The sequence below is a fragment of the Staphylococcus arlettae genome, from assembly GCF_025560845.1.
GTDB lineage: Bacteria > Bacillota > Bacilli > Staphylococcales > Staphylococcaceae > Staphylococcus > Staphylococcus arlettae.
Map to the genome: position 1 here is coordinate 2,223,496 of NZ_CP094803.1, position 19,270 is coordinate 2,242,765.

Consider the following 19,270-nt stretch of genomic DNA (forward strand, 5'->3'; position numbering starts at 1 on the left):
TTCAGTTAGCTACTGGCAATATAAAATGAAGATGACGATTTAGTTATTCCCTTTCCTCTTGTTATAGAACGTAGACAAAAACCAAGGTGATAGTTCATCTAAAACTTTCATATATTATTGGCAGTGATTTGGGCCAACTCCTGCGGGAATAGCAAGAGCCGAAGACTACAGGCTGAGGCAGTGCCCGCGGAAAGCGTGCACAAAAAAACTGCCAATAAAATGTTGAGACTTTGGCAGTAATATAGAAAACATGATCCATCATTGACCCCTCAATATTCCATCACATTATTTAACCTAAATATTTAATAAAAAAAGTGCATCTCATTCCGCCTACCTTGTCAGCACAGGAGGAAAAGATACACATCTTCATATAACAAAATTAATATTCGTCTTCTTCATAGGCTTTTTTACGTAATTGTTCACGCTCTTTAGCACGCTTTTTCAGCTGTTCAAAATTATTTTGATCATCATTTGAACTTAACAATATGTTCGTTTGTCTCATACCATCTTTTTTACGATACATATAAGCCCCCGTACGATATGCAGCTCGTGAAATTAAATGTCCTCCAACAGGAGAAGTTAAATTAATAAATACCAAGGCTAAAATCATACGTACACTTAAATATCCTTGCGCAGAGATGAAATAAATAATAACTCCGACTAACGTCAATAACACTGACAAAGTAGAACTTTTAGTAGCCGCATGACTACGTAAAAAGACATCCTGAAATTTGATTAAGCCAATGGCACTAATAAGTGCAATAACACTTCCTAAAAACATGATAATGGCAGCACATAAATTAACGATTTCGCTTGTTGTTTGCATTAAATACGTGCCCCCCTTCAATAAATCTAGAAATAGAGACTGTACTTACAAATGAGATAATGGCAATTAATAATATAGAATCTAAGAATGAAAACGTACCATAAATAACGCTTAAACCACCTACTATAGACATGAGTATTGCACTGGCAGCATCAAATGCAACAACTCGATCAGCAGTGGTAGGTCCCTTGATTAATCTAAACAAAGTGAGCAGTAACGCGATCCCAAAGACAATAATGGAACTTGTAATGAAAAAATTGGTTAGTGAATCAATCATTCTGCCACCTCCAATATTAGACCTTCATATTGTCTAATACTTTTTAATAACTTTTGACGTTCTTTGTCTGACACATCAATTGCATGAATAAAGAATTTTTGTTTTTCTTTTGAAATACGAATAACAGTAGAGCCAGGTGTAATAATGATAAGTATTGTTAAAAATGATACTTCCCAATCACTATCTAAAGTCGTTTCATACGTAACAAGACCTGGATTCATATCTTTTGTTTTAAACAAAATATAATTAATGTTGGTCATACTTGATGTAATCAATTGATATAAATACACAAATAAAAATTTAATTGCCACCCAAACTTTTTTCAAGTAAAACTGTTGGCCAAAAAAGCGATGTAATATATAAATAACAATTAGACCAATTAAATAACCTGCGAAGAAGGTAGAAATATTAAAAGAGTCTTCATCTTGAAATAGAACCCATAAAAACGCAATGACAACATTTAACACTACTTGTCTCATAGATTATTTCTCCTCCTTCAGCAAATGTGGATTAACTGCTTTTTCATATGCTTGGTCATCCATATTTAAATGTGTCGCATTTTCTGTCACTTTAAATAAAATAGGTGCTGCTAAACCAATAGCAATGACCACAGCGACAAGCATCCCTATTAAACTTTTACGATAGAATGGAATACGTTTAAACAATACTTGTTCACCTTTTTCACTACTTCCTAAATACATTGTAAAGTATATTCTGAATAAGCTAAACATCGCTATTAAACTTGTAATAATCATTAACGTTAAACCGATATAATTACCATTTTCTACAGCACCTTGGAAAATCAATAATTTCCCAGGAAATCCACTAAAAGGTGGCACGCCTCCGATAGCTAGAATTAATACAATAAAAGCGACACCAAAAAATGGCTCTTGTTTAGCTAAACCAGATAAATATTGGTAGTTTCTATGTCCAGTTATATATACTAAACTTCCTATAATAAAGAAGAGTAAAGTTTTCACAACAATATCATTTGTTAAGTAAAATATGGCGCCATTCACACCCGCAAAAGTATGTGTACCCAAACCTAATATGATAAATCCAATCGATAAAATAACTTGATAGGCAGCAATTTTTTTAATATCTTTATAAGCCATTACTCCAAATGCTCCAATAAGCATAGTAACACAAGCTAAAAAGACCATTAATGAATGCGTTACATCATCTTGTTCATTAAATATTAAAGTAAAGAAACGAATCAATGCATAAGCGCCAACTTTAGTCATTAATGCAGCAAATAATGCTGCTAATTCAGTATTTAATACCGCATAAGCTTTTGGCAACCACATAAAGAGGACTAATGCTGCTTTAGAACCAAATGCCACTAAAAAGACCATCGAAATTATGACTACGGCACGTTGATCTTGAACTTCACCAATACGTTGTGCAACATGTGCAAAGTTAAGTGTTCCAGTTAACTTATACAATAACCCTATACCTAACAATAACATCCACGATCCGACAATGTTCAGCACGACATAGATAATTGCTGCTCGTAGTTGTTCTACCGACTGTCCTAATGTAATTAAAACGAATGAAGACAATAACATTACTTCAAACATGACATAGATGTTGAATAAATCAGCAGTTAAAAAAGAGCCAATAACTCCTACAGTTAAGAATAAAATAAAACTGGGAAGATAGAAGCGTATCGCACGTTTTTCAGCTCTACCAAAGCCATAAGCAATTATTAATGTGACTACGAAACTTGATGTAGTAACCATTAATAAACTTAAAGAATCTCCGACAAACTGAATACCATACGGTGCTTGCCATCCACCAAAATCCAATTTGATAGGTTTCCCCTGCATTACATGTATTAGTAAGAATAACGAGACGAGCGTAGAGACCGCCATCGTACCTATCGCAAAAATTCGTGATAACAAACTATTATTACGAATGAAGACCAAGATTAAACCACAAAGTGCTGGAAGCAGTAATGGTAGTATTAATAAATTACTCATTATTTTCGTCATCTCCTCTCAGCACATCAATTTCATCTTCTTTAGTAACTCGGAAGGTTCTGTATACAAGTACAAGCAAGAATGCTGTCATCGCAAAGCCAATGACAATAGCCGTTAAGACAATCGCTTGTAACAAAGGGTCAACAAAATTTTGGTTAGCAGTTCCAATTAATGGTTCAGTCTTGTTTTTACCATAACTGCCCATACTCATAATGATTAAATTACCAGCATGCGTATAAATAGAAATACCAATAACGATACGTATTAAATTGACTGATAAAATCATATACGTTCCTATAAATATTAAGAAGCCAATTACTAATAATAAAATTAAATTCATGAGCGACCACCACTAATTGACAGCATTACGGTAACAATGACTCCCACAACTGAGAGTACTATTCCCGCTTCAAACAATGTCACAGTTGTTAAATGCAATTCACCCATTAATGGTACATTGACGTATGCATCTGTTTGGTAAAGGAACGGTTTACCAAAAAACATAGGTACAATTGCTGTTACCATTGATAATAATGAGCCGACAATAATCATTATTTTAAAATCAACAGGCAGGGAGACTAATACTTGTTTCACATCGAAGGCTAGAAACATTAGTAAAAATGCTGAACTAAGAACCAGTCCTCCAATAAAGCCACCACCTGGATTATTATGTCCCGCTAAAAACAGATAAAATCCAAATGTTAAAAGAATAAAGACCACAATTTTAGTTATTGTGCGTAAGACAACATCATTCTCTTTCATCTTGTCCCCTCCGATCTTTAAAGTTTAATAATGTGTAGATACCTAAGCCGACAATAATCAATACCATACCTTCAAATAACGTATCAAATGCTCTGAAATCTCCCAATATAGAATTAACTATATTTTTACCGCCAGATAATTCATAAGCATTGTGATAGAACGTTGATATCGTTGATATTGATGTGCCATGTTGTGCGATAAAGACTAATATTACTACTGTTATGGCCATGATTAGTGATACGACTATTTTCATTAATTCACGTTTTTTATGTACTTTTGCTCTAGGTACGTTTGGTAAACGTGAAAAGCTGACAATAAAGAGTATCGTTGTTATCGTTTCTACCACTAATTGCGTTAATGCTAAATCTGGTGCTTTCATTAAAATGAAGAATATTGTAACACAATACCCTATAATTCCATTCAGAATAACCATTGTTAGACGTTGTCTGATAAACACTAAAGCAATTCCCAGCACATAAACAACAATCAACGTAACAACTTCTAGCGGTCCAAATTCCCCTACTTTTACTTGATGTACTTCAGGGAAGCCAACACGAATAATGGCATACAAGACAAGTACCGCAAAGATAATAAGTGTCATAATAATGTATTGATTTAAACGGTTATTCATTAGTACACGTATACTATAACCTGAATAACGTTCAAATTGTTTATAAGAATTGTCATAAAACTCTGTAATAGATTTCACTTTGAAATTACGTGCAAATTTAGCCCAATTTATTTTCAATCCTGCGATAATCCCCACTAATATGACAACAACACTTAGTATAAGTGGTAAATTCACGCCGTGCCATTGGGCAATATGCGGAGCAAATTGATCAACTTTTTCACCAATGGTAGTACTTCTTAAAGCCGGTAAGACTAAATGGTCACCGAAAAGATTCGGGACAAAGAAAATAACAGGCAATAAGAGCGTCATTAGTAATGATGGTAATGTAAATTTCAATGGTTCATGTGGTTTAGCAACTTCTAGTTTCGCCTCACTATAATTGCCCCAAAAGACTTCCTTAATCATATAAACCACATAAATCATCGTAAATACACTTGCTAAGCCACCTAATAGATCAATAATTAAAGTTAATACTATATTAAACTGTGGCAATTCATGTGCGCTAAGCAAACCATCAAAAAACATCTCTTTACTTAAGAAACCATTTAAAAACGGAATGCCCGCCATAGATAATGCTGACAGCAACATGACAAAATGAACTTTCGGAAATACTTTGCGCATTCCTGATAATTGTCGAATATCACGTGTTCCTGTTTCATGGTCAATAATGCCCACACCCATAAATAACGCACCTTTATACAATGCGTGATTTAATAAATGGAACAATGCAGCAAAAAGTAACATTGCATATTTAGCTGATAATTCATCTGATGTATGTTGAGCATAACCACCACCTAAACCTACCATCGACATAATCATACCGAGTTGGCTGATGGTTGAATAAGCTAATATTGCTTTTAAGTCATATTGTCTAAGTGCATTTATAGCCCCATAAATCATTGTAATTAACCCAACAAAAGTCACACTATAAATATAAAAATCACTAAGTCCAAGAACAGGTGTAAATCTAAAGAGTAAAAAGATACCTGCTTTCACCATTGTTGCCGAGTGCAAGTAGGCACTGACTGGTGTAGGTGCCGCCATCGCTTTCGGTAACCATACATGGAATGGAAATTGCGCTGACTTGGTAAAAGCACCTATTAACACTAGGATAATAATTGGTATAAACAATGGATGGTTAGCTATTTTATCACTTTGATCAAGAATATCTGTAATCGTATTTGTGCCAGTAATGTTGTAAATCATAACGAATCCTACTAATAATGCCAAACCACCTAAGACTGTAATTACAAATGATTGTATAGCACCATACTGACTATCTTCTTTATCGTACCAATAAGAAATAAGTAAAAATGATGACACACTTGTTAATTCCCAGAACACATATAATAAAATTGTATTATTAGAAGTAACAACACCTATCATACTGAACATAAAAAGTAATAAGTATATATAAAAACGCGGTAAATGATCATGTTCTTTAGACAGATACTGTGTCGCATAATAGAAGACGGCTACTCCAATGCCTGAAATTAATATGCCAAAAAGTAAACTTAAACCGTCAAGTCTAAATGCCAAGTCAATATCTATAGCTTGCAACCAAGGTATATTGACCATCGTCATTTGTCCTTCCACTACTCGTGGAATTTGCCACAAAAAGTATACTAAAGCTAGAACTGGAGCTATTAAAGCTATTTGTCCTGCAAATCTACTTAATTTGACATGTGTCATTGTTAAAGACACAAGTATCGTAATAGCTAATATAATACATAATAGGTATATCAGACTCATCGACTTCCTCCTTTACATTTATAAATTTAACGCGATTGTCGTCTTACTTGCATTCCTTGAAATACCTATGAATTTCATCGTTTCATAAGTGGTCTGATGCCCTAAATATTTTTGAATAATAGAAATAGAGATTCCAGACTGATAGGCGTGATAAGCAAACGTCTTACGCAAAGTTGTTAATCCTATATGTAACATCCCCAACTCTTCTGCAGCAGCATGGATAATGCGATACGCTTGTTGTCTAGATAAACCTTTTTGAGTTCTATTGGATTGAAATAACAAATCACCCGTATTTAACTGTTCCATAGTGATGTATTGTCGTAATTCGCGTTGTAGTTCTTCTGGAATCATAATATTAATATTTGATGCATGTGATTCTACCCAAAATGATTTAATAGTTTTATTTTTATCCATCACGTCACACACGGTTAAATTTAATAATTCAGATAATCTAATGCCTGTGTGTATTGCGAATTTAAATAATAAATAATCTCTATATGACTTTCGTTGCAACACTTTATACATCAATTTTATATCTCCAATATCTCTAATTGGGTCCACCTGGTTCATCTTCACACCTCTTAACTTTAAAATGTTTCTTATTCAATAATAAATGATAAATAAGTAACATAAAAGCATTTTACACAAATTTCTTAAAATTTTTATAGCCATTTGCTTTTATCACTTCGATATTTTTAATAGAAGGAGGTGTTAAGCAATGAATGGAATTAATCAATTAACAGTAACATTTTCTCGTAGCTTTGCTGGACCTGATGGGAAAGTGAAAAATTTCTCTCGTCGTTTTGCCAATATAAATCCACAGGCAACTACAGAACAAATCAAAGCCTTTAAAGTTGCGCTTGAAAATATGCTTGGAGAACAGTTTACTACTATAGAATTAAACAAAAGCGAAATCGTTCATTAAGGAGGCACCATAATGTCAAAAACATTAGAATTAGTATTTACAGATGTACTTAATAAAACGTTAAAACTACAAATTCCTAAAGTGGAACGTAAACTAACAGAAGTACAAGTCAAAGAAAACATGGAAAAAATAGTTGATTTGGATATTTTGAGAATTTCGAAAAGCCAACCTGTGAAAGTACATGCTGCCTATTTGATAGACAAAACAATTACTACAATTTTTGAAACGTTAGACGCTAAACACTAACCATTTTCTAGTAACTTTACATTATATGACTATCTAATTAGCACTATATATACACATAGTTGCTAACTGTCTAAAAAATAAAAATCGCCCCCTCAGCTTAAGTGCTTTAGGGGCGATGTCACTGTGACATTTTAATGTATATTTGACATCTAGTTAATTATTTAACGGACGAATTCTGACTGTATCACCAAAAAATATTTTTTTCTTGCCTAATTTTTTACATAATGCATATTGTTCATACACTTCTTCAACGCGTGCTAAATTTTTGTATGATCTTTTAGGGTTCAATACTTCAATAAATTGTTGTGGTCTTAGTTGTTGATTGCTCCCAGCACCAATAAAAAAAGTTTCTTCGTCTAACAGACGAATGATAGAAAGTTGCTTCAATTTAGTTAGTCACTCACTTTTAAATTCTAAAATCATTCACTTTTACAAACATATCTGCTATAACTCATGTATCAATATCATGAATTTTACATTTATATCGTATATACTCATCATATCATATAACAAAAGAATAAACTGACATTATCAATATCAAAATTTTAGAGAAAGCGTGATTATTTTGTTTTTATTATTTATTTTAGGGTTAGTTGCTGGTATGGTAGTACCTTTTCAAACTTCCATCAACTCACGATTGAGCATGTATACCCGTTCATCATTTTATGCTTCGACGATTTCATTCGCTACGGGAATGTTATTTTTAATTCTTATCAATATTATCGTTAATCCTCATGTCTTTACAGCTGATTTCTATGCAAACCAAAGCTTAAGCTATGTTTGGTTTGTCGGTGGTATAATAGGTGTTATTTTTTTAACAGGAAACTTACTCCTCTTACCTAGATTAGGTGCATCTTTAACGGTAGTAATGACTATTGCAGGTCAAATTATTATGGGAGTACTTATTGATACTTTTGGTTGGTTTGGCGCAAATCACGAACCTTTTACTGTAGTGAAATCATTAGGCATTATCATATTATTTATAGGGATATTGTTAATGAATTATACTCGTAAAACACAAGAACGCCGTGTAACACCCGTTTCTTTTTATCTTTGGCTAATTATTGGCTTTATCTTTGGTTTTGGCCCTCCGATACAAACTACAATTAATAGTAGTTTAGGACAACAATTACATTCTCCAGTAATGGCAGCCTTTGTTTCCTTTACTATCGGCACAATTTTATTATTTATCTTCACTTTGATATTTAATAAATCATTAAAAATAACAACTTATAACCCGACACAAGGCAAACTTAAACCGCTTTATTTTATTGGTGGTATTCTTGGTGTCGTATTTGTTACGACAAACATTATATTGATGCCACATCTTGGCGCTGCTGTTACTACCATAGTAGTTATGTTAGGCCAGATGATTATGGGCATTATTATCGATCATTTTGGTTTGTTTGGAACACCTACTAATAAAGTAACATTACGAAAAATTATCGGTATTATAGCATTGATGCTTGGTATTATCTTATTACGATTTTTCTAATCAGCAGTTACAATTTATAATTACATATAGTGACAGAGATTTAGTTACAGTTAATAATTATCATTTTTTGAACTTAAAACGTTAAAATATCTACTATATATTAATAATATTTCAATTACTCATTTAATTTACACAACATTGTAAAACATTTGTAATTAAAATAAAGTTGAATTTATTACTCATTGAGCGTAATATAACTTTGGTAGTATCAAATAATCAATTTAACAATAAATTTTAATTAACTATTGTTGGTGTTTGAATTGTTTTCATTTTCAATGATCAACTTGTAATTATAGAAAAGTGAAACACCTTGTTTTAGAATTAATTTTTTTAAAATACAACGACTCTAAATTAGTTTATAGTCAAATTAATTTTGATAAATTTAAAAGCAAATTATGCTAAAAAATGTCTTTAATATATTTAAAACGGGTAAAATAGACTACGATGCATTTGTATTAATGTTAACCATTAATTAATGAAATATGCATTAAATACTTAGTAATATTACAAAGTATTTAAAAAATTCGCCAATCGGCCAATTTAAGTTTTAAATTATACTGTAATGGGAAAAATTAGTTTAGAGCAATAAAATATATTTAAATTTTTGCTTATAAACTAATTGAATTAATAAAATAAATCATTACGCCCACTCTTAAACAGTTTTTAGTTTACTTTCTATTTTTATTTAGTTATAATAAACTAAATAATTATGGTTTTAATATATTTTACACAAATAAATTTAGACTAAAATTATCATAATAAAGTAGGTTTAACTTTCGTTTTAGATAAAAGTTATACAAATTATAAAATTTAATTTGTATCATGATTGGGCTGGCAAAACAGGGAGGAATATAAAAGATGGCGATCACAAAAATAAATGATTGTTTCGAGTTATTGGCTATGGTGACATATGCAGACAAATTAAAAGGTATTATTAAAAAAGAATTCTCAGTGAGCTTTGAAGAATTCGCAGTACTTACTTACATCAGTGAGCATGAAAGTGAAGAGTACTATTTAAAAGATATAATTAATCATTTAAATTACAAACAACCGCAAGTGGTAAAAGCAGTTAAAAATTTATCACAAGAAGATTACTTCGATAAAAAACGTAATGAACACGATGAAAGAACTGTATTAATTTTAGTTAACAAAAAACAACGTGATAAAATTAATGAGTTATTAGAACGTGTTAATAAACGTATTAAAGAAGCTAATGACAATAAAGAAGTCTAAATCATTTTAATTTTATATTCATAAAAAGAATCTGCAACACCAAAGGTGCTGCAGATTCTTTTTAATGTATTTAATAATACAGTTTAAACGTTGACTTGTGCTTATTCATTTCCATGTGTAATTTACTCCCCTTAATATCTACATACTCACACTTTCACTGATTCCACAAACAAATTGAAGGCTGTTAAAAAATGTAATGGTTCCTCAATATGTGGAGCATGTCCAGATTCAGCGAATAATTTTACAGTGATATTAAGATTATTAGATGCGAAATTTTCCGTATAGTCATGATTAATGAGCGGATCATTTTTCCCGTTAATAATCAAGGTGGGTACTGTTGTCTCTCCCATAATTTCTTCATTATCTAAAGTTGGAAAAGTCATCATTGCTCGTGTAGCAGTTGCGCTGCATTCAGGTTTTTGTCGTGCATAAATTCTTTGCTTCTGTACCCACTTTTTGGCGCTCTCACGGGCAGTGTACATATACGGGAATAAAATAATCAAAGCTTCTTCCTTATCAAAACCAATTATTTCTTCTTCGTGTTCAAACATTAACTTATTGAGACCATGAATACCATTTGTATAGTCAAATGAAATTAACGTTAACGTGCGGACACAATTTTGATAGCGATCTTCAAAACCTTTAGCAATAATCGCGCCCATGTCATGACCAATCACATGGGCATCAAATAAATTTAATCGTTCCTTTAAGATTTTTAAATCTTCAATATGATCATCTAATGTAAAAGTTGTTGGTTTTGATGAGTATCCATGACCAACTACATCATATGTGATTACTTTATAATTGTGTTTCAATTCATTTTTTAGATTACAAAATGCTGCCATATTCCCATCTAAGGCATGGATTAAAATTACAGGAATTCCTTGACCCTCAATTGTGTAAGCTATCTCATTGTCATCATTAACTAATATTTTATTCATTTGGGTCACCTCCCCTTACAAGTAACATATACCCACTATGTAAAATGTTATTCCATTATGGACCCTATTAATTTCATAAAAATATCATATTGAGAACAAATTGTTTTCTTGATTTTTTTATATAATAAGAAAAGTGAAGCAACAATCATCTCCATCTGATTGCTACTTCACTTTGAAATCGAGCTATAAATTAATTGTAAGTTCCACGATAAACGTGATGTTTTGTTGCTGTTTTCAACGTACATTTTATAATGTTAATTTCTGGAAGAAATACGAATAGTGTAATAAATAATTACAATTAGTAATAAAATCCAAATAATGATAGATACAATTTGCGCAATACCAGGGTTCGTAATCATAGCATCTACTGTTTTTTGACATAACAGCAAACCTATACCTGTAAACTCTAAACGTTTGAAATAAATTCCGGTAATACTAAAAATGATACCTACAAAGAAAATAAATTGATGTGCATAAATTGATACCGCAACGATACTAAAATTAACATTAAATGCATGGATAACAACTAATACTAATGATACTGCTGCAATGGCGAGACCGATATACATTTCTAATTTATTACTATACAAATAGTTTTTATGACTTATCCTAATATAAATCACAATTGAAATAGGTAAAATAACCAAACAATAAAAAATAGATAGTCCTGAAGCTGCTTGGAACGGTACATATTGTTTATCATATAAATAAGAAATTACGATAAAATTTAAAATAAAAAATACAATAGGATTTAACTGTAAAGTAAATAAATTACGTTGAATCGTCAATATAATTTCAGCTGGTGATTTTCCTCTATACTCAATATAATCTTGATTTTGTTCTTCAGATTTTCTAAAATCTTTTTTTAACTTTTCTTTTATGTCATCGATTAAATTAGGAGAAAGTCCTTTATGAGTAAAATAATCATTAATATTTTCTACTAATACTTTGTCATTGACTCTCATTATAGTCTCCTTTTCTCTTCTACTATTACAATGCTTATTAAACATACCTTTATGCCAATTATCATATTAACTCAGCTATATGGTGTCCAGTGACGTATTAATAACATTGTATCAATAAAACAACCGACAAGTATAGACTTGTCGGTTTATTTTTCACTAAGTATGACATTGACGATTAGCTTAAGTCAATACGATATAATTTAATATCTTTATCATCTGGTGATGTAGTAGTAAATTGATATGATAAATTGTCGTCTTGGATATAACCTATGTTACCTGTAACATCATTGTAATGTTCACGAGCAGAAGCCTTATTACTTACTTCTTTTTTCACTTCATTAAAAGATGGTCCATTGGGTTCATTATAAACCATTGACGCACGTAAAATTTTACCTTTACCTTTTTTACCGTCTGCAGTGACAATTAATACACCATTATCTTTTTTAAATTCATAATAATGTTCATCACCATCAGGACTGTATGAATATAGTGGTTTTTTATTATTTTCTAATACAGTTTCGATAGATGCTCCTAATTCTGCACCTTCGAGTTCCTGATCACCTTGCTCTAATTGTTCAACACTTTGAATAGAGTTACCTGAAGCTGCCTCAACATTTGTAGCACTAAAACCTGATAATGTAAGACCTGAAACTAATAAAGCAGCAAATAACTTTTTCATCAGCACTCTCTCCTTTTTCAACCTATTTTGTGCTTAACCACATTATAATATACATGTTACGAAAATAACAGAGATATTACAAAATGATTTCAATTATTACTAATAAAAGATATATATAAGTGTAATACTATAATATCTCTACACAAAACGATTGATAAAAGGTTTGACTGTTTTTAAAAATGCTTCTTTTTCTTCAATAAAAGGATATAAACCTGAGTGTTGGAAAACTTCAAATTCACTGTTCGTAATATAATCTGCTACTTCTTTAGCTTCAACTACTGTAGTCCGTTCACCATGTTGTCCAACTATAATTTGGACAGGTACTTGAACTTGAGCTAAAAAGTTTCTAATATTATTAAAATTAAAAGAAGCCTCAACTGACTGACGTTCCGCTGTTGTAGTAAAAGCCAGTGTATTTTCCATTTGTTTTAACACCTTTTGTGCTTTTTTCTTATCGTAATATAATTGATTCGCTAAAAATTTGTGCTGTTTTTCTTCATCCCAATTACGAATTGTTTCAGCATATTTTTGATACAAACGCTCACTTGGCGATTTATCTTCTAACATCGTAGGATTCACCATAGTTACAGACGTCACTAATTCAGGATATTTTGATGCTAATTCAGCACTCACAGAGGCACCCATTTCATGTCCAATAAGTGCACAACTTTTGATGTATAACGCATCTAATAATTGTTTGATGTCGCTACCATAGTCCGAAAAGCTAATATGTTTAGGTTTATCAGAGTACCCATGACCTCGCAAATCTATAAGTACAATTTGATAGTCCCTACTCAGTTGTTTTTCCAGTTCTTTAAAAACTGTAAAATTTTCTAATGCCGTGTGAATCATCACAATAGCATGCCCTTCTCCACTCGTATCGTAATTAAGTGCAACGCCGTCTTGTGTAGTAAATAAATTCATATCAGTTTTGTCCTTTCTGCTTCATCGGTAAAATTGTTAACAATTCTTCTAATGTTGTAATCGTAAAGTCTACTTCTTCTGGTAATGGTTCAATCTCTGCATCTTCATCTTTAAACCAAACACTTATCATTCCCATTGCTCTTGCAGGTGCGACGTCGTTCAATGGATCGTCTCCTACATACATAGTCTCTTCTGGTTTAGTATCTAACTTTTCTAAAATATCTTCAAAAATTTTGGGATGTGGTTTACGCACGCCAACAGTTTGTGACGTCGACATATAATTGATGACGTGTTCTATTCCAAGGGCGTGTAGGCGGTATTGCTTGATCTTTGATTTACCGTTAGCAATGACACCAGTAATATAATTATACTGGTTAAGTCGTTCTAACGTGTATAAAGTATCGTAATACGGAAATACATAGCGATAAAAATGCATTTCAAAATCATGAAATAAATCTTTCCACGTCAGTCTATCTACATGAAAATCTTTAATAATCGCTTTGTATAACTCCGGTTTATCATGATCTTCGTCATCATCTAATGCTATAAATTTATTTTTGAAATCTATTGCCTGTATATTGACTAAATAATCATGAAATCGCTCATATTGTTCTTCTATAAATTTTTCTCGTGATTTTTTTCTATCTAATAAAGTACCTTCTAAATCAAATACAACTGCTTTAATATTTGATAAATCCATACGCTACCTTCTTCTCTATTTTTTATACTTAATTTAATGTTTTAGGTTGAGTTATCATTAAATAAAATAACACAGGAATGCCGATAATGGCTATAATGATACTCGCTGGGATTTGATATGTTTGTAAAATTATCCCTCCAACACCATCTGCGATTAACATAGTAGTACCACCAATTAACATGTTTAAAGTCAGTTGTTTACTTAATGTATACTTAAAATAATAACGACGAATAAGTTGTGGTATGACCATACCAATAAAACCAATAATTCCTACAAAGGCAATAATAATCGCTGTCATAATTGATGCTAATAACAGCACACCATACGTTAATTGCTGAGCGTTCAATCCTAGCCCTTGCGCATGTAAGTCGCCAAGTCGCAATAATTTAATTTTAGGCATCATACTATATAACACCACAATACAACAAATTAAGATTATAGCAATATATATTACCTCTCTATATTCTGCTGCTGAAAAGCCCCCAAACATATAATTAACAATATTATTCATTTTATCTTGATTAAATAAAATCATCATATATAATAAAGCATTAAATAACGCGCCAATCATAATACCTGATAAAATAAGTGATTTCATAGGGTAGCCTTTAGACATCATTGTAGTTATCACAATGACTAAAAGTAATGTGATCAAACTAAATAATATAGAAAACAGAGGGAGCATAATAAAACCTGCACCGAGTACAACTGCTAATCCTGAACCAAAAGTAGCACCACTGGCCAAGCCTAACGTATAACTGTCAGCTAATGGATTATTTAATATAGTTTGAAACATTTGTCCTGCAACTGTTAACCCAATACCGGCAAAAAGCGCCTCTAAAACTCTAGGCAAGCGCACTTCAACAAAAATTGCATGTTGCATCGCAGGCGTCAAGCCCCACATGCCCCAACTTAGATTGACTAACACGGCACATAATAGAGTGCCGAGCCATACATATATCGCCCCATTACGCATCATTTTCTTGCCACGCTTTCGCCTCAAATTTGTTCTTTATTTTACCATATCATCATCACACAAAACTAACTACAATAAATTCACTTCTATGCAAAAAATCCATATCGTCAAAATTAGCGATAAGGATTTTTATTTAGTTATATATCGCATCTCTTAGTGCCTTCAAACCTTCATCAATACGAGGTCCTGGTCTTGATATTTCATCACCATTCACTGTCGTTACTTGATCATATTGAACGGCCTGAATGTGGTTAAAGCCACCGCGTTGCTTAACACTTTCTTGGTATTTTTCCTTGCTAATGCCCATCGTACCTATCATGACATCAGGATTTTGTTTAATGACTTCTTCTTTACTTACCTTTTGCCATCCCTCTTTCGAAGCAAAGCTATTTTTGGCATGCAACTGTGTCAGCATATCATTAAAAAATGTATTTTTGCCAGCTGTAAAAATTTCTGGTTCAGAAGATACTTCCATAAAAACATTAGGTTGTTGTTTAGTGTCTGGCACCGATTCGACAACTTTTTTTATATTTCCTTTGGTTTCGTCTATTAATTTCTTAGCCGCTTGCTCTTTGTTTGTTAACTTGCCAATACTTTCAAAAGTATCGTACATCTCAGATATTGATTGGGCATCTTTTACATAAACAACTTTTATATCATTTTGTTTTAAGCTGCTAAGTACTTTACCATTCATGCCTTTTTGACTTTCGTGCGCTAAAATTAAATCTGGTTTAGCTTTCATTAATGCTTCTTTATTTAACTTCATAGCATCAAACTGTTGCTTGTTTTTTACGTCTTTAGGGAAATCATCTACTGTAGACACACCTATAATTTGTTTACCTAAACCTAACTCATATAAAATTTCAGTATTACTTGGCATAAGTGAAATGATACGGTCATAAGACTGCTTGTCATTATTTTTACTATTTTGTTGTTCATTTTGACCACATCCAGCTAATACTATGATAGCTACAAATAGTGCCACAAATAATTGGTATTTTTTCATGACTTAGTTCTCCTAATTTATTTCAACTTTAATTCAATCTGCAATTGTTATATTGAATTGTCATTTAACGTATAAAATATTCATCTAAAAATGTATATCTATGTGGTTGCTTACTATTAAAATAAACTTTTCCAAAATTATCTAAAAGTGCATGAAATTCGTTCGCATCTTGTACTTCAAAATCTGACGGCAATACAATATGCTGTTTAAACTTACGATAATTTGTCGTATTGGGATAGCCTAATTTGTAATAAATACGTCGAGTATAGCTATCAGGAATAAATTGCACCTCTCCAAAGACATAAACTAATAACACATCTGCCGTTTCTTCACCAATCCCTTTATGTCCAAGTAATACGGCTCTTAAATCTTGTTGATAATGTGATTTGATTGCTTGATAATCAAAGTTAAAAATCTCAAACCATGACAAGACTGTTTGCAGAGTTCGTGCTTTATTTTTATAAAAGCCACTCGGTCTGATTAATGTTTGTAATTGCTCATCTGTGAGTCGAAGCAAGGTTTTAGGTTGTAAGTCGGTAGCATCTTTCAATTGTTCAATCGCACGCGCGGCATTATTCCAATTGGTATTTTGGACCAAAATAGCACCTATGATTATTTCAATTGAGCTCTGTGCTGGCCACCAGCCCTGTGGACCCATATGTGCATATAACGTTTGATACAATGTTTTTGTGTCTAACATGTCTCCACCTACTAGTTATCAGACTGAATAAGAGTCAGTGCTTGATTAACATTATAGTACTCGCTCGCACCACTTTGTTTATGCACTGACTCTTTCAAAAATTATTACTTACATTGATTCTGGTGCGTTGACACCTACTAAATGTAATGCATTGTGTAGTGTAATTCTTACCGCTTCTATTAAAGCAACTAAAGCAGTTGTTTTAGCAACATCGTCCGTTAACACTTTTTCAGCATTATAAAATTTATGGAAATGTGCTGCTAAATCTTGGATATAGTTGGTAATGCGATGAGGGGCTCTATGTGCCGCCGCACTTTCAATTGTCGGTTCAAATTCCGCTACTTTTTTCAATAATTCTATTGCCTTGTCATTCGTAATTAAATTAAAATCTGCATATGTCGTTGGTGTGATACCTCTTTCTTGCGCTTGTTTTAAAATAGAACAAATACGAGCATGAGCATATTGTGCATAGTACACTGGATTATCTTGAGATTCTTGTTTAGCTAACTCCATATCAAAATCAAAGTGTGTATCTGGACTTCTCATCGTTAAGAAATAACGTGCCGCATCTACACCTACTTCGTCCATAATTTCACGTAACGTAATAGCATTACCAGTACGTTTACTCATTTTCACTTCTTCGCCATCTTGCATTAAACGTACCATTTGCATAATTTGAATTTCTAAACGGTCGCTATCAACACCAAATGTTTCTAGTGAAGCTTTTAAACGATTGATATAACCATGATGGTCTGCACCAAAAAGATTAATCAAAGTATCGTTACCACGTTGAACTTTATCAAAGTGATATGCAATATCTGGTAAAAAGTATGTGTAATTTCCATCTTTCTTAATAAGTACACGATCTTTGTCATCTTTAAAATCAGTTGTTCTTAACCATGTCGCACCATCTTGTTCGTAAGTGTAGCCTAGCTCATTCATTTTATTTAATACTTCTGTAATTTCGCCTTGTTCATATAGCGTTGTTTCACTAAACCAACTATCAAAATGCGTATTAAAATCAGCTAAATCAGTACGTAATTTTTCCATTTCATAATCTACACCAAGTTTTCTGAACGTTTTAACACGTTCTTCATCTGATAATGAGCGTAATTCAGGTTGTTTTTCAGCTAAAGTACGCCCAATATTAATAATATCTTTACCATGATATCCGTCATCTGGCATAGTATGCGTAGTATCTCCTAATGCTTCAAAATAACGTGCTTCAATAGAACGCGCTAAATTCGTAATTTGATTCCCAGCATCATTGATATAATATTCTCTTGTTACATCATAACCTGCAGCCGCTAAAATGTTAGACAGCGTATCGCCTACAGCAGCATTTCTTGCATGTCCGATATGTAAATCTCCTGTAGGATTAGCAGAAACATACTCTACAATTATTTTGCCTTTATCATGCGATTCAGCACTTCCAAATTTATCGCCTTTATTCAATGCCTCTGCAATTACAGCTGTCAAATAAGAATTATCTAAATAAAAATTGATAAAACCTGGACCAGCAATCGCTACTTCTTTAACATTGGCTTTCGTCGCATCTAAATTGTCGACGATTGCTTGTGCGATATCACGTGGATTTCGTTTAGCTATTTTTGTTAAAACCATTGCGATATTTGACGAATAATCACCATGTGCTGTGTCTTTAGGGATTTCTATTTTAATTTCAGGAATATTTGCTGCTTCAGTTAGTTCAGCTTTTACAATACTGGCTTTAATTTCAGCTACTAATGTATGCTTCACTTTATCGATTATGTTCATTGCTTTTTCTCCTTATAACTTATTTCATATTGATATGTGCCCATTTTTTCGTCTTCTTGTAACAAATCATAATGTACTTTAACTTTACCACCATCATCAGTTACAAAATGTAAAATAGAGTGTGTATGAACAGTTAATGGAATACGGCCACCATTAATTTCATACAATGTAATTGTATCTTCCCCTTCTACAAAATGAAGGTTCATATTTATATCACCTTTACGGATAATTTTCACGCCAGCTTGTTCAATTTTCACAGTTACATTGACAGTAGCATCTTCTATCGTTTCTTTATATCGAATAAAATCTGCTTGTCGCTTTTGCCATGTACCTTCTGTTTTAAATGAAAATTTTTGTTTATCGTCGTGTTGTTTGACAACTTGCTTTGTATGAATAAATACATTGTTTTCCAATGTTCATTTCACCCTAATCTTTAAAATAATACACATAATTATAGCATAATTATGCCTTACA

The 19,270-nt window shown here is 32.2% G+C and carries 23 protein-coding genes; 4 read left to right on the forward strand and 19 right to left on the reverse strand.

Translation table 11 applies throughout. From position 1 onward, the window contains the following. Positions 1 to 379: 379 nt before the first annotated feature. Genes MUA37_RS10890 through MUA37_RS10925 form a run of 8 tightly spaced genes read right to left on the reverse strand, consistent with a single transcriptional unit; the run spans position 380 to position 6,800 of the window. On the reverse strand, positions 380 to 826 hold the full coding sequence (locus MUA37_RS10890) for a Na+/H+ antiporter subunit G (RefSeq protein WP_002508980.1): 447 nt from the start codon (positions 824 to 826) through the stop codon (positions 380 to 382). Beyond that, a complete protein-coding gene (mnhF2, locus tag MUA37_RS10895; RefSeq protein WP_002508981.1) occupies positions 801 to 1,103 on the reverse strand; it encodes a Na+/H+ antiporter Mnh2 subunit F in 303 nt (100 codons plus the stop codon). Before mnhF2 ends, MUA37_RS10890 begins: the two co-directional genes overlap by 26 nt. Continuing rightward, positions 1,100 to 1,582: a Na+/H+ antiporter Mnh2 subunit E gene (mnhE2, locus tag MUA37_RS10900; protein WP_002508982.1), complete on the reverse strand. Its 483-nt coding sequence runs from the start codon at positions 1,580 to 1,582 to the stop codon at positions 1,100 to 1,102. The genes mnhF2 and mnhE2 overlap by 4 nt, the downstream gene beginning before the upstream one ends. Before the next feature lie 3 nt (positions 1,583 to 1,585). Beyond that, positions 1,586 to 3,085 carry a Na+/H+ antiporter Mnh2 subunit D gene (mnhD2, locus tag MUA37_RS10905; protein ID WP_021459185.1) on the reverse strand — a complete coding sequence of 500 codons (1,500 nt, stop codon included), beginning with the start codon at positions 3,083 to 3,085 and terminating at the stop codon, positions 1,586 to 1,588. Continuing rightward, complete coding sequence (mnhC2, locus tag MUA37_RS10910) at positions 3,078 to 3,425, reverse strand: Na+/H+ antiporter Mnh2 subunit C (protein WP_002508984.1); 348 nt, start codon at positions 3,423 to 3,425, stop codon at positions 3,078 to 3,080. The genes mnhD2 and mnhC2 overlap by 8 nt, the downstream gene beginning before the upstream one ends. After that, entirely contained in the window at positions 3,422 to 3,847 is a 426-nt protein-coding gene (mnhB2, locus tag MUA37_RS10915) for a Na+/H+ antiporter Mnh2 subunit B (protein ID WP_002508985.1), read from the reverse strand. The genes mnhC2 and mnhB2 overlap by 4 nt, the downstream gene beginning before the upstream one ends. Beyond that, complete coding sequence (locus tag MUA37_RS10920; RefSeq protein WP_002508986.1) at positions 3,834 to 6,230, reverse strand: DUF4040 family protein; 2,397 nt, start codon at positions 6,228 to 6,230, stop codon at positions 3,834 to 3,836. The genes mnhB2 and MUA37_RS10920 overlap by 14 nt, the downstream gene beginning before the upstream one ends. An 18-nt stretch (positions 6,231 to 6,248) precedes the next feature. Next, positions 6,249 to 6,800 (reverse strand): tyrosine-type recombinase/integrase, encoded by a 552-nt coding sequence (locus MUA37_RS10925; RefSeq protein WP_142019829.1) that lies wholly within the window; start codon positions 6,798 to 6,800, stop codon positions 6,249 to 6,251. Between the two features lie 148 nt (positions 6,801 to 6,948). Here MUA37_RS10925 and sroA point away from each other — a divergent pair, with 148 nt between their 5' ends. Together sroA and MUA37_RS10935 are read left to right on the forward strand one after the other, a co-directional pair. Beyond that, the gene (gene sroA, locus MUA37_RS10930) at positions 6,949 to 7,155 is read left to right on the forward strand and encodes a sigS mRNA-stabilizing protein SroA (protein ID WP_021459188.1); all 207 of its coding nucleotides are present in this window, start codon (positions 6,949 to 6,951) and stop codon (positions 7,153 to 7,155) included. 12 nt (positions 7,156 to 7,167) lie between these two features. After that, positions 7,168 to 7,401 carry a DUF2922 domain-containing protein gene (locus MUA37_RS10935; RefSeq protein ID WP_002508988.1) on the forward strand — a complete coding sequence of 78 codons (234 nt, stop codon included), beginning with the start codon at positions 7,168 to 7,170 and terminating at the stop codon, positions 7,399 to 7,401. 153 nt (positions 7,402 to 7,554) lie between these two features. Here the strand turns inward: MUA37_RS10935 and MUA37_RS10940 are convergent, their stop codons facing one another. Continuing rightward, positions 7,555 to 7,788: a hypothetical protein gene (locus tag MUA37_RS10940; RefSeq protein ID WP_002508989.1), complete on the reverse strand. Its 234-nt coding sequence runs from the start codon at positions 7,786 to 7,788 to the stop codon at positions 7,555 to 7,557. A gap of 178 nt (positions 7,789 to 7,966) precedes the next feature. Here MUA37_RS10940 and MUA37_RS10945 point away from each other — a divergent pair, with 178 nt between their 5' ends. After that, positions 7,967 to 8,896: a DMT family transporter gene (locus tag MUA37_RS10945; RefSeq protein WP_002508990.1), complete on the forward strand. Its 930-nt coding sequence runs from the start codon at positions 7,967 to 7,969 to the stop codon at positions 8,894 to 8,896. 858 nt (positions 8,897 to 9,754) lie between these two features. After that, the gene (sarA, locus tag MUA37_RS10950; RefSeq protein ID WP_002510805.1) at positions 9,755 to 10,129 is read left to right on the forward strand and encodes a global transcriptional regulator SarA; all 375 of its coding nucleotides are present in this window, start codon (positions 9,755 to 9,757) and stop codon (positions 10,127 to 10,129) included. A gap of 146 nt (positions 10,130 to 10,275) precedes the next feature. Here sarA and MUA37_RS10955 read toward each other — a convergent pair whose 3' ends face one another. The 10 genes from MUA37_RS10955 to MUA37_RS11000 all read right to left on the reverse strand — a co-directional run bounded on the left by MUA37_RS10955 (position 10,276) and on the right by MUA37_RS11000 (position 19,209). Further along, a complete protein-coding gene (locus MUA37_RS10955) occupies positions 10,276 to 11,070 on the reverse strand; it encodes an alpha/beta fold hydrolase (protein WP_262624589.1) in 795 nt (264 codons plus the stop codon). Between the two features lie 254 nt (positions 11,071 to 11,324). Beyond that, positions 11,325 to 12,035, reverse strand: a complete 711-nt coding sequence (locus MUA37_RS10960; RefSeq protein WP_021459191.1) for a hypothetical protein — start codon at positions 12,033 to 12,035, stop codon at positions 11,325 to 11,327. Positions 12,036 to 12,210: 175 nt separating this feature from the next. Next, on the reverse strand, positions 12,211 to 12,714 hold the full coding sequence (locus tag MUA37_RS10965) for an SA0570 family protein (RefSeq protein WP_002510803.1): 504 nt from the start codon (positions 12,712 to 12,714) through the stop codon (positions 12,211 to 12,213). A 138-nt stretch (positions 12,715 to 12,852) separates the two neighbouring features. Continuing rightward, entirely contained in the window at positions 12,853 to 13,638 is a 786-nt protein-coding gene (locus tag MUA37_RS10970) for an alpha/beta fold hydrolase (protein ID WP_002510802.1), read from the reverse strand. Position 13,639: 1 nt separating this feature from the next. After that, the gene (locus tag MUA37_RS10975; RefSeq protein WP_002510801.1) at positions 13,640 to 14,338 is read right to left on the reverse strand and encodes an HAD family hydrolase; all 699 of its coding nucleotides are present in this window, start codon (positions 14,336 to 14,338) and stop codon (positions 13,640 to 13,642) included. Positions 14,339 to 14,366: 28 nt separating this feature from the next. Then, entirely contained in the window at positions 14,367 to 15,317 is a 951-nt protein-coding gene (locus MUA37_RS10980; RefSeq protein WP_002510800.1) for a FecCD family ABC transporter permease, read from the reverse strand. A gap of 130 nt (positions 15,318 to 15,447) precedes the next feature. Beyond that, positions 15,448 to 16,320 carry an ABC transporter substrate-binding protein gene (locus MUA37_RS10985; protein ID WP_002510799.1) on the reverse strand — a complete coding sequence of 291 codons (873 nt, stop codon included), beginning with the start codon at positions 16,318 to 16,320 and terminating at the stop codon, positions 15,448 to 15,450. A gap of 64 nt (positions 16,321 to 16,384) precedes the next feature. Further along, the gene (locus MUA37_RS10990; RefSeq protein WP_002510798.1) at positions 16,385 to 17,020 is read right to left on the reverse strand and encodes an endonuclease III domain-containing protein; all 636 of its coding nucleotides are present in this window, start codon (positions 17,018 to 17,020) and stop codon (positions 16,385 to 16,387) included. A 108-nt stretch (positions 17,021 to 17,128) separates the two neighbouring features. Beyond that, the gene (argS, locus tag MUA37_RS10995; protein WP_262624590.1) at positions 17,129 to 18,796 is read right to left on the reverse strand and encodes an arginine--tRNA ligase; all 1,668 of its coding nucleotides are present in this window, start codon (positions 18,794 to 18,796) and stop codon (positions 17,129 to 17,131) included. Further along, positions 18,793 to 19,209 carry a YwiB family protein gene (locus MUA37_RS11000; protein ID WP_021459197.1) on the reverse strand — a complete coding sequence of 139 codons (417 nt, stop codon included), beginning with the start codon at positions 19,207 to 19,209 and terminating at the stop codon, positions 18,793 to 18,795. The genes argS and MUA37_RS11000 overlap by 4 nt, the downstream gene beginning before the upstream one ends. Positions 19,210 to 19,270: the final 61 nt, after the last annotated feature.

What these genes read in the sequence shown, in the direction of transcription:
- MUA37_RS10965 (WP_002510803.1), bottom strand. Translation starts at nt 12,714, where the DNA reads ATGAAAAAGTTATTTGCTGCTTTATTAGTTTCAGGTCTTACATTATCA.
- MUA37_RS10935 (WP_002508988.1), top strand. Translation starts at nt 7,168, where the DNA reads ATGTCAAAAACATTAGAATTAGTATTTACAGATGTACTTAATAAAACG.
- MUA37_RS10985 (WP_002510799.1), bottom strand. Translation starts at nt 16,320, where the DNA reads ATGAAAAAATACCAATTATTTGTGGCACTATTTGTAGCTATCATAGTA.
- MUA37_RS10890 (WP_002508980.1), bottom strand. Translation starts at nt 826, where the DNA reads ATGCAAACAACAAGCGAAATCGTTAATTTATGTGCTGCCATTATCATG.
- MUA37_RS10960 (WP_021459191.1), bottom strand. Translation starts at nt 12,035, where the DNA reads ATGAGAGTCAATGACAAAGTATTAGTAGAAAATATTAATGATTATTTT.
- argS (WP_262624590.1), bottom strand. Translation starts at nt 18,796, where the DNA reads ATGAACATAATCGATAAAGTGAAGCATACATTAGTAGCTGAAATTAAA.
- MUA37_RS10975 (WP_002510801.1), bottom strand. Translation starts at nt 14,338, where the DNA reads ATGGATTTATCAAATATTAAAGCAGTTGTATTTGATTTAGAAGGTACT.
- MUA37_RS10955 (WP_262624589.1), bottom strand. Translation starts at nt 11,070, where the DNA reads ATGAATAAAATATTAGTTAATGATGACAATGAGATAGCTTACACAATT.
- MUA37_RS10970 (WP_002510802.1), bottom strand. Translation starts at nt 13,638, where the DNA reads ATGAATTTATTTACTACACAAGACGGCGTTGCACTTAATTACGATACG.
- MUA37_RS10925 (WP_142019829.1), bottom strand. Translation starts at nt 6,800, where the DNA reads ATGAACCAGGTGGACCCAATTAGAGATATTGGAGATATAAAATTGATG.
- MUA37_RS10980 (WP_002510800.1), bottom strand. Translation starts at nt 15,317, where the DNA reads ATGATGCGTAATGGGGCGATATATGTATGGCTCGGCACTCTATTATGT.
- mnhC2 (WP_002508984.1), bottom strand. Translation starts at nt 3,425, where the DNA reads ATGAATTTAATTTTATTATTAGTAATTGGCTTCTTAATATTTATAGGA.
- mnhD2 (WP_021459185.1), bottom strand. Translation starts at nt 3,085, where the DNA reads ATGAGTAATTTATTAATACTACCATTACTGCTTCCAGCACTTTGTGGT.
- sroA (WP_021459188.1), top strand. Translation starts at nt 6,949, where the DNA reads ATGAATGGAATTAATCAATTAACAGTAACATTTTCTCGTAGCTTTGCT.
- mnhF2 (WP_002508981.1), bottom strand. Translation starts at nt 1,103, where the DNA reads ATGATTGATTCACTAACCAATTTTTTCATTACAAGTTCCATTATTGTC.
- mnhB2 (WP_002508985.1), bottom strand. Translation starts at nt 3,847, where the DNA reads ATGAAAGAGAATGATGTTGTCTTACGCACAATAACTAAAATTGTGGTC.
- sarA (WP_002510805.1), top strand. Translation starts at nt 9,755, where the DNA reads ATGGCGATCACAAAAATAAATGATTGTTTCGAGTTATTGGCTATGGTG.
- MUA37_RS10990 (WP_002510798.1), bottom strand. Translation starts at nt 17,020, where the DNA reads ATGTTAGACACAAAAACATTGTATCAAACGTTATATGCACATATGGGT.
- MUA37_RS10920 (WP_002508986.1), bottom strand. Translation starts at nt 6,230, where the DNA reads ATGAGTCTGATATACCTATTATGTATTATATTAGCTATTACGATACTT.
- mnhE2 (WP_002508982.1), bottom strand. Translation starts at nt 1,582, where the DNA reads ATGAGACAAGTAGTGTTAAATGTTGTCATTGCGTTTTTATGGGTTCTA.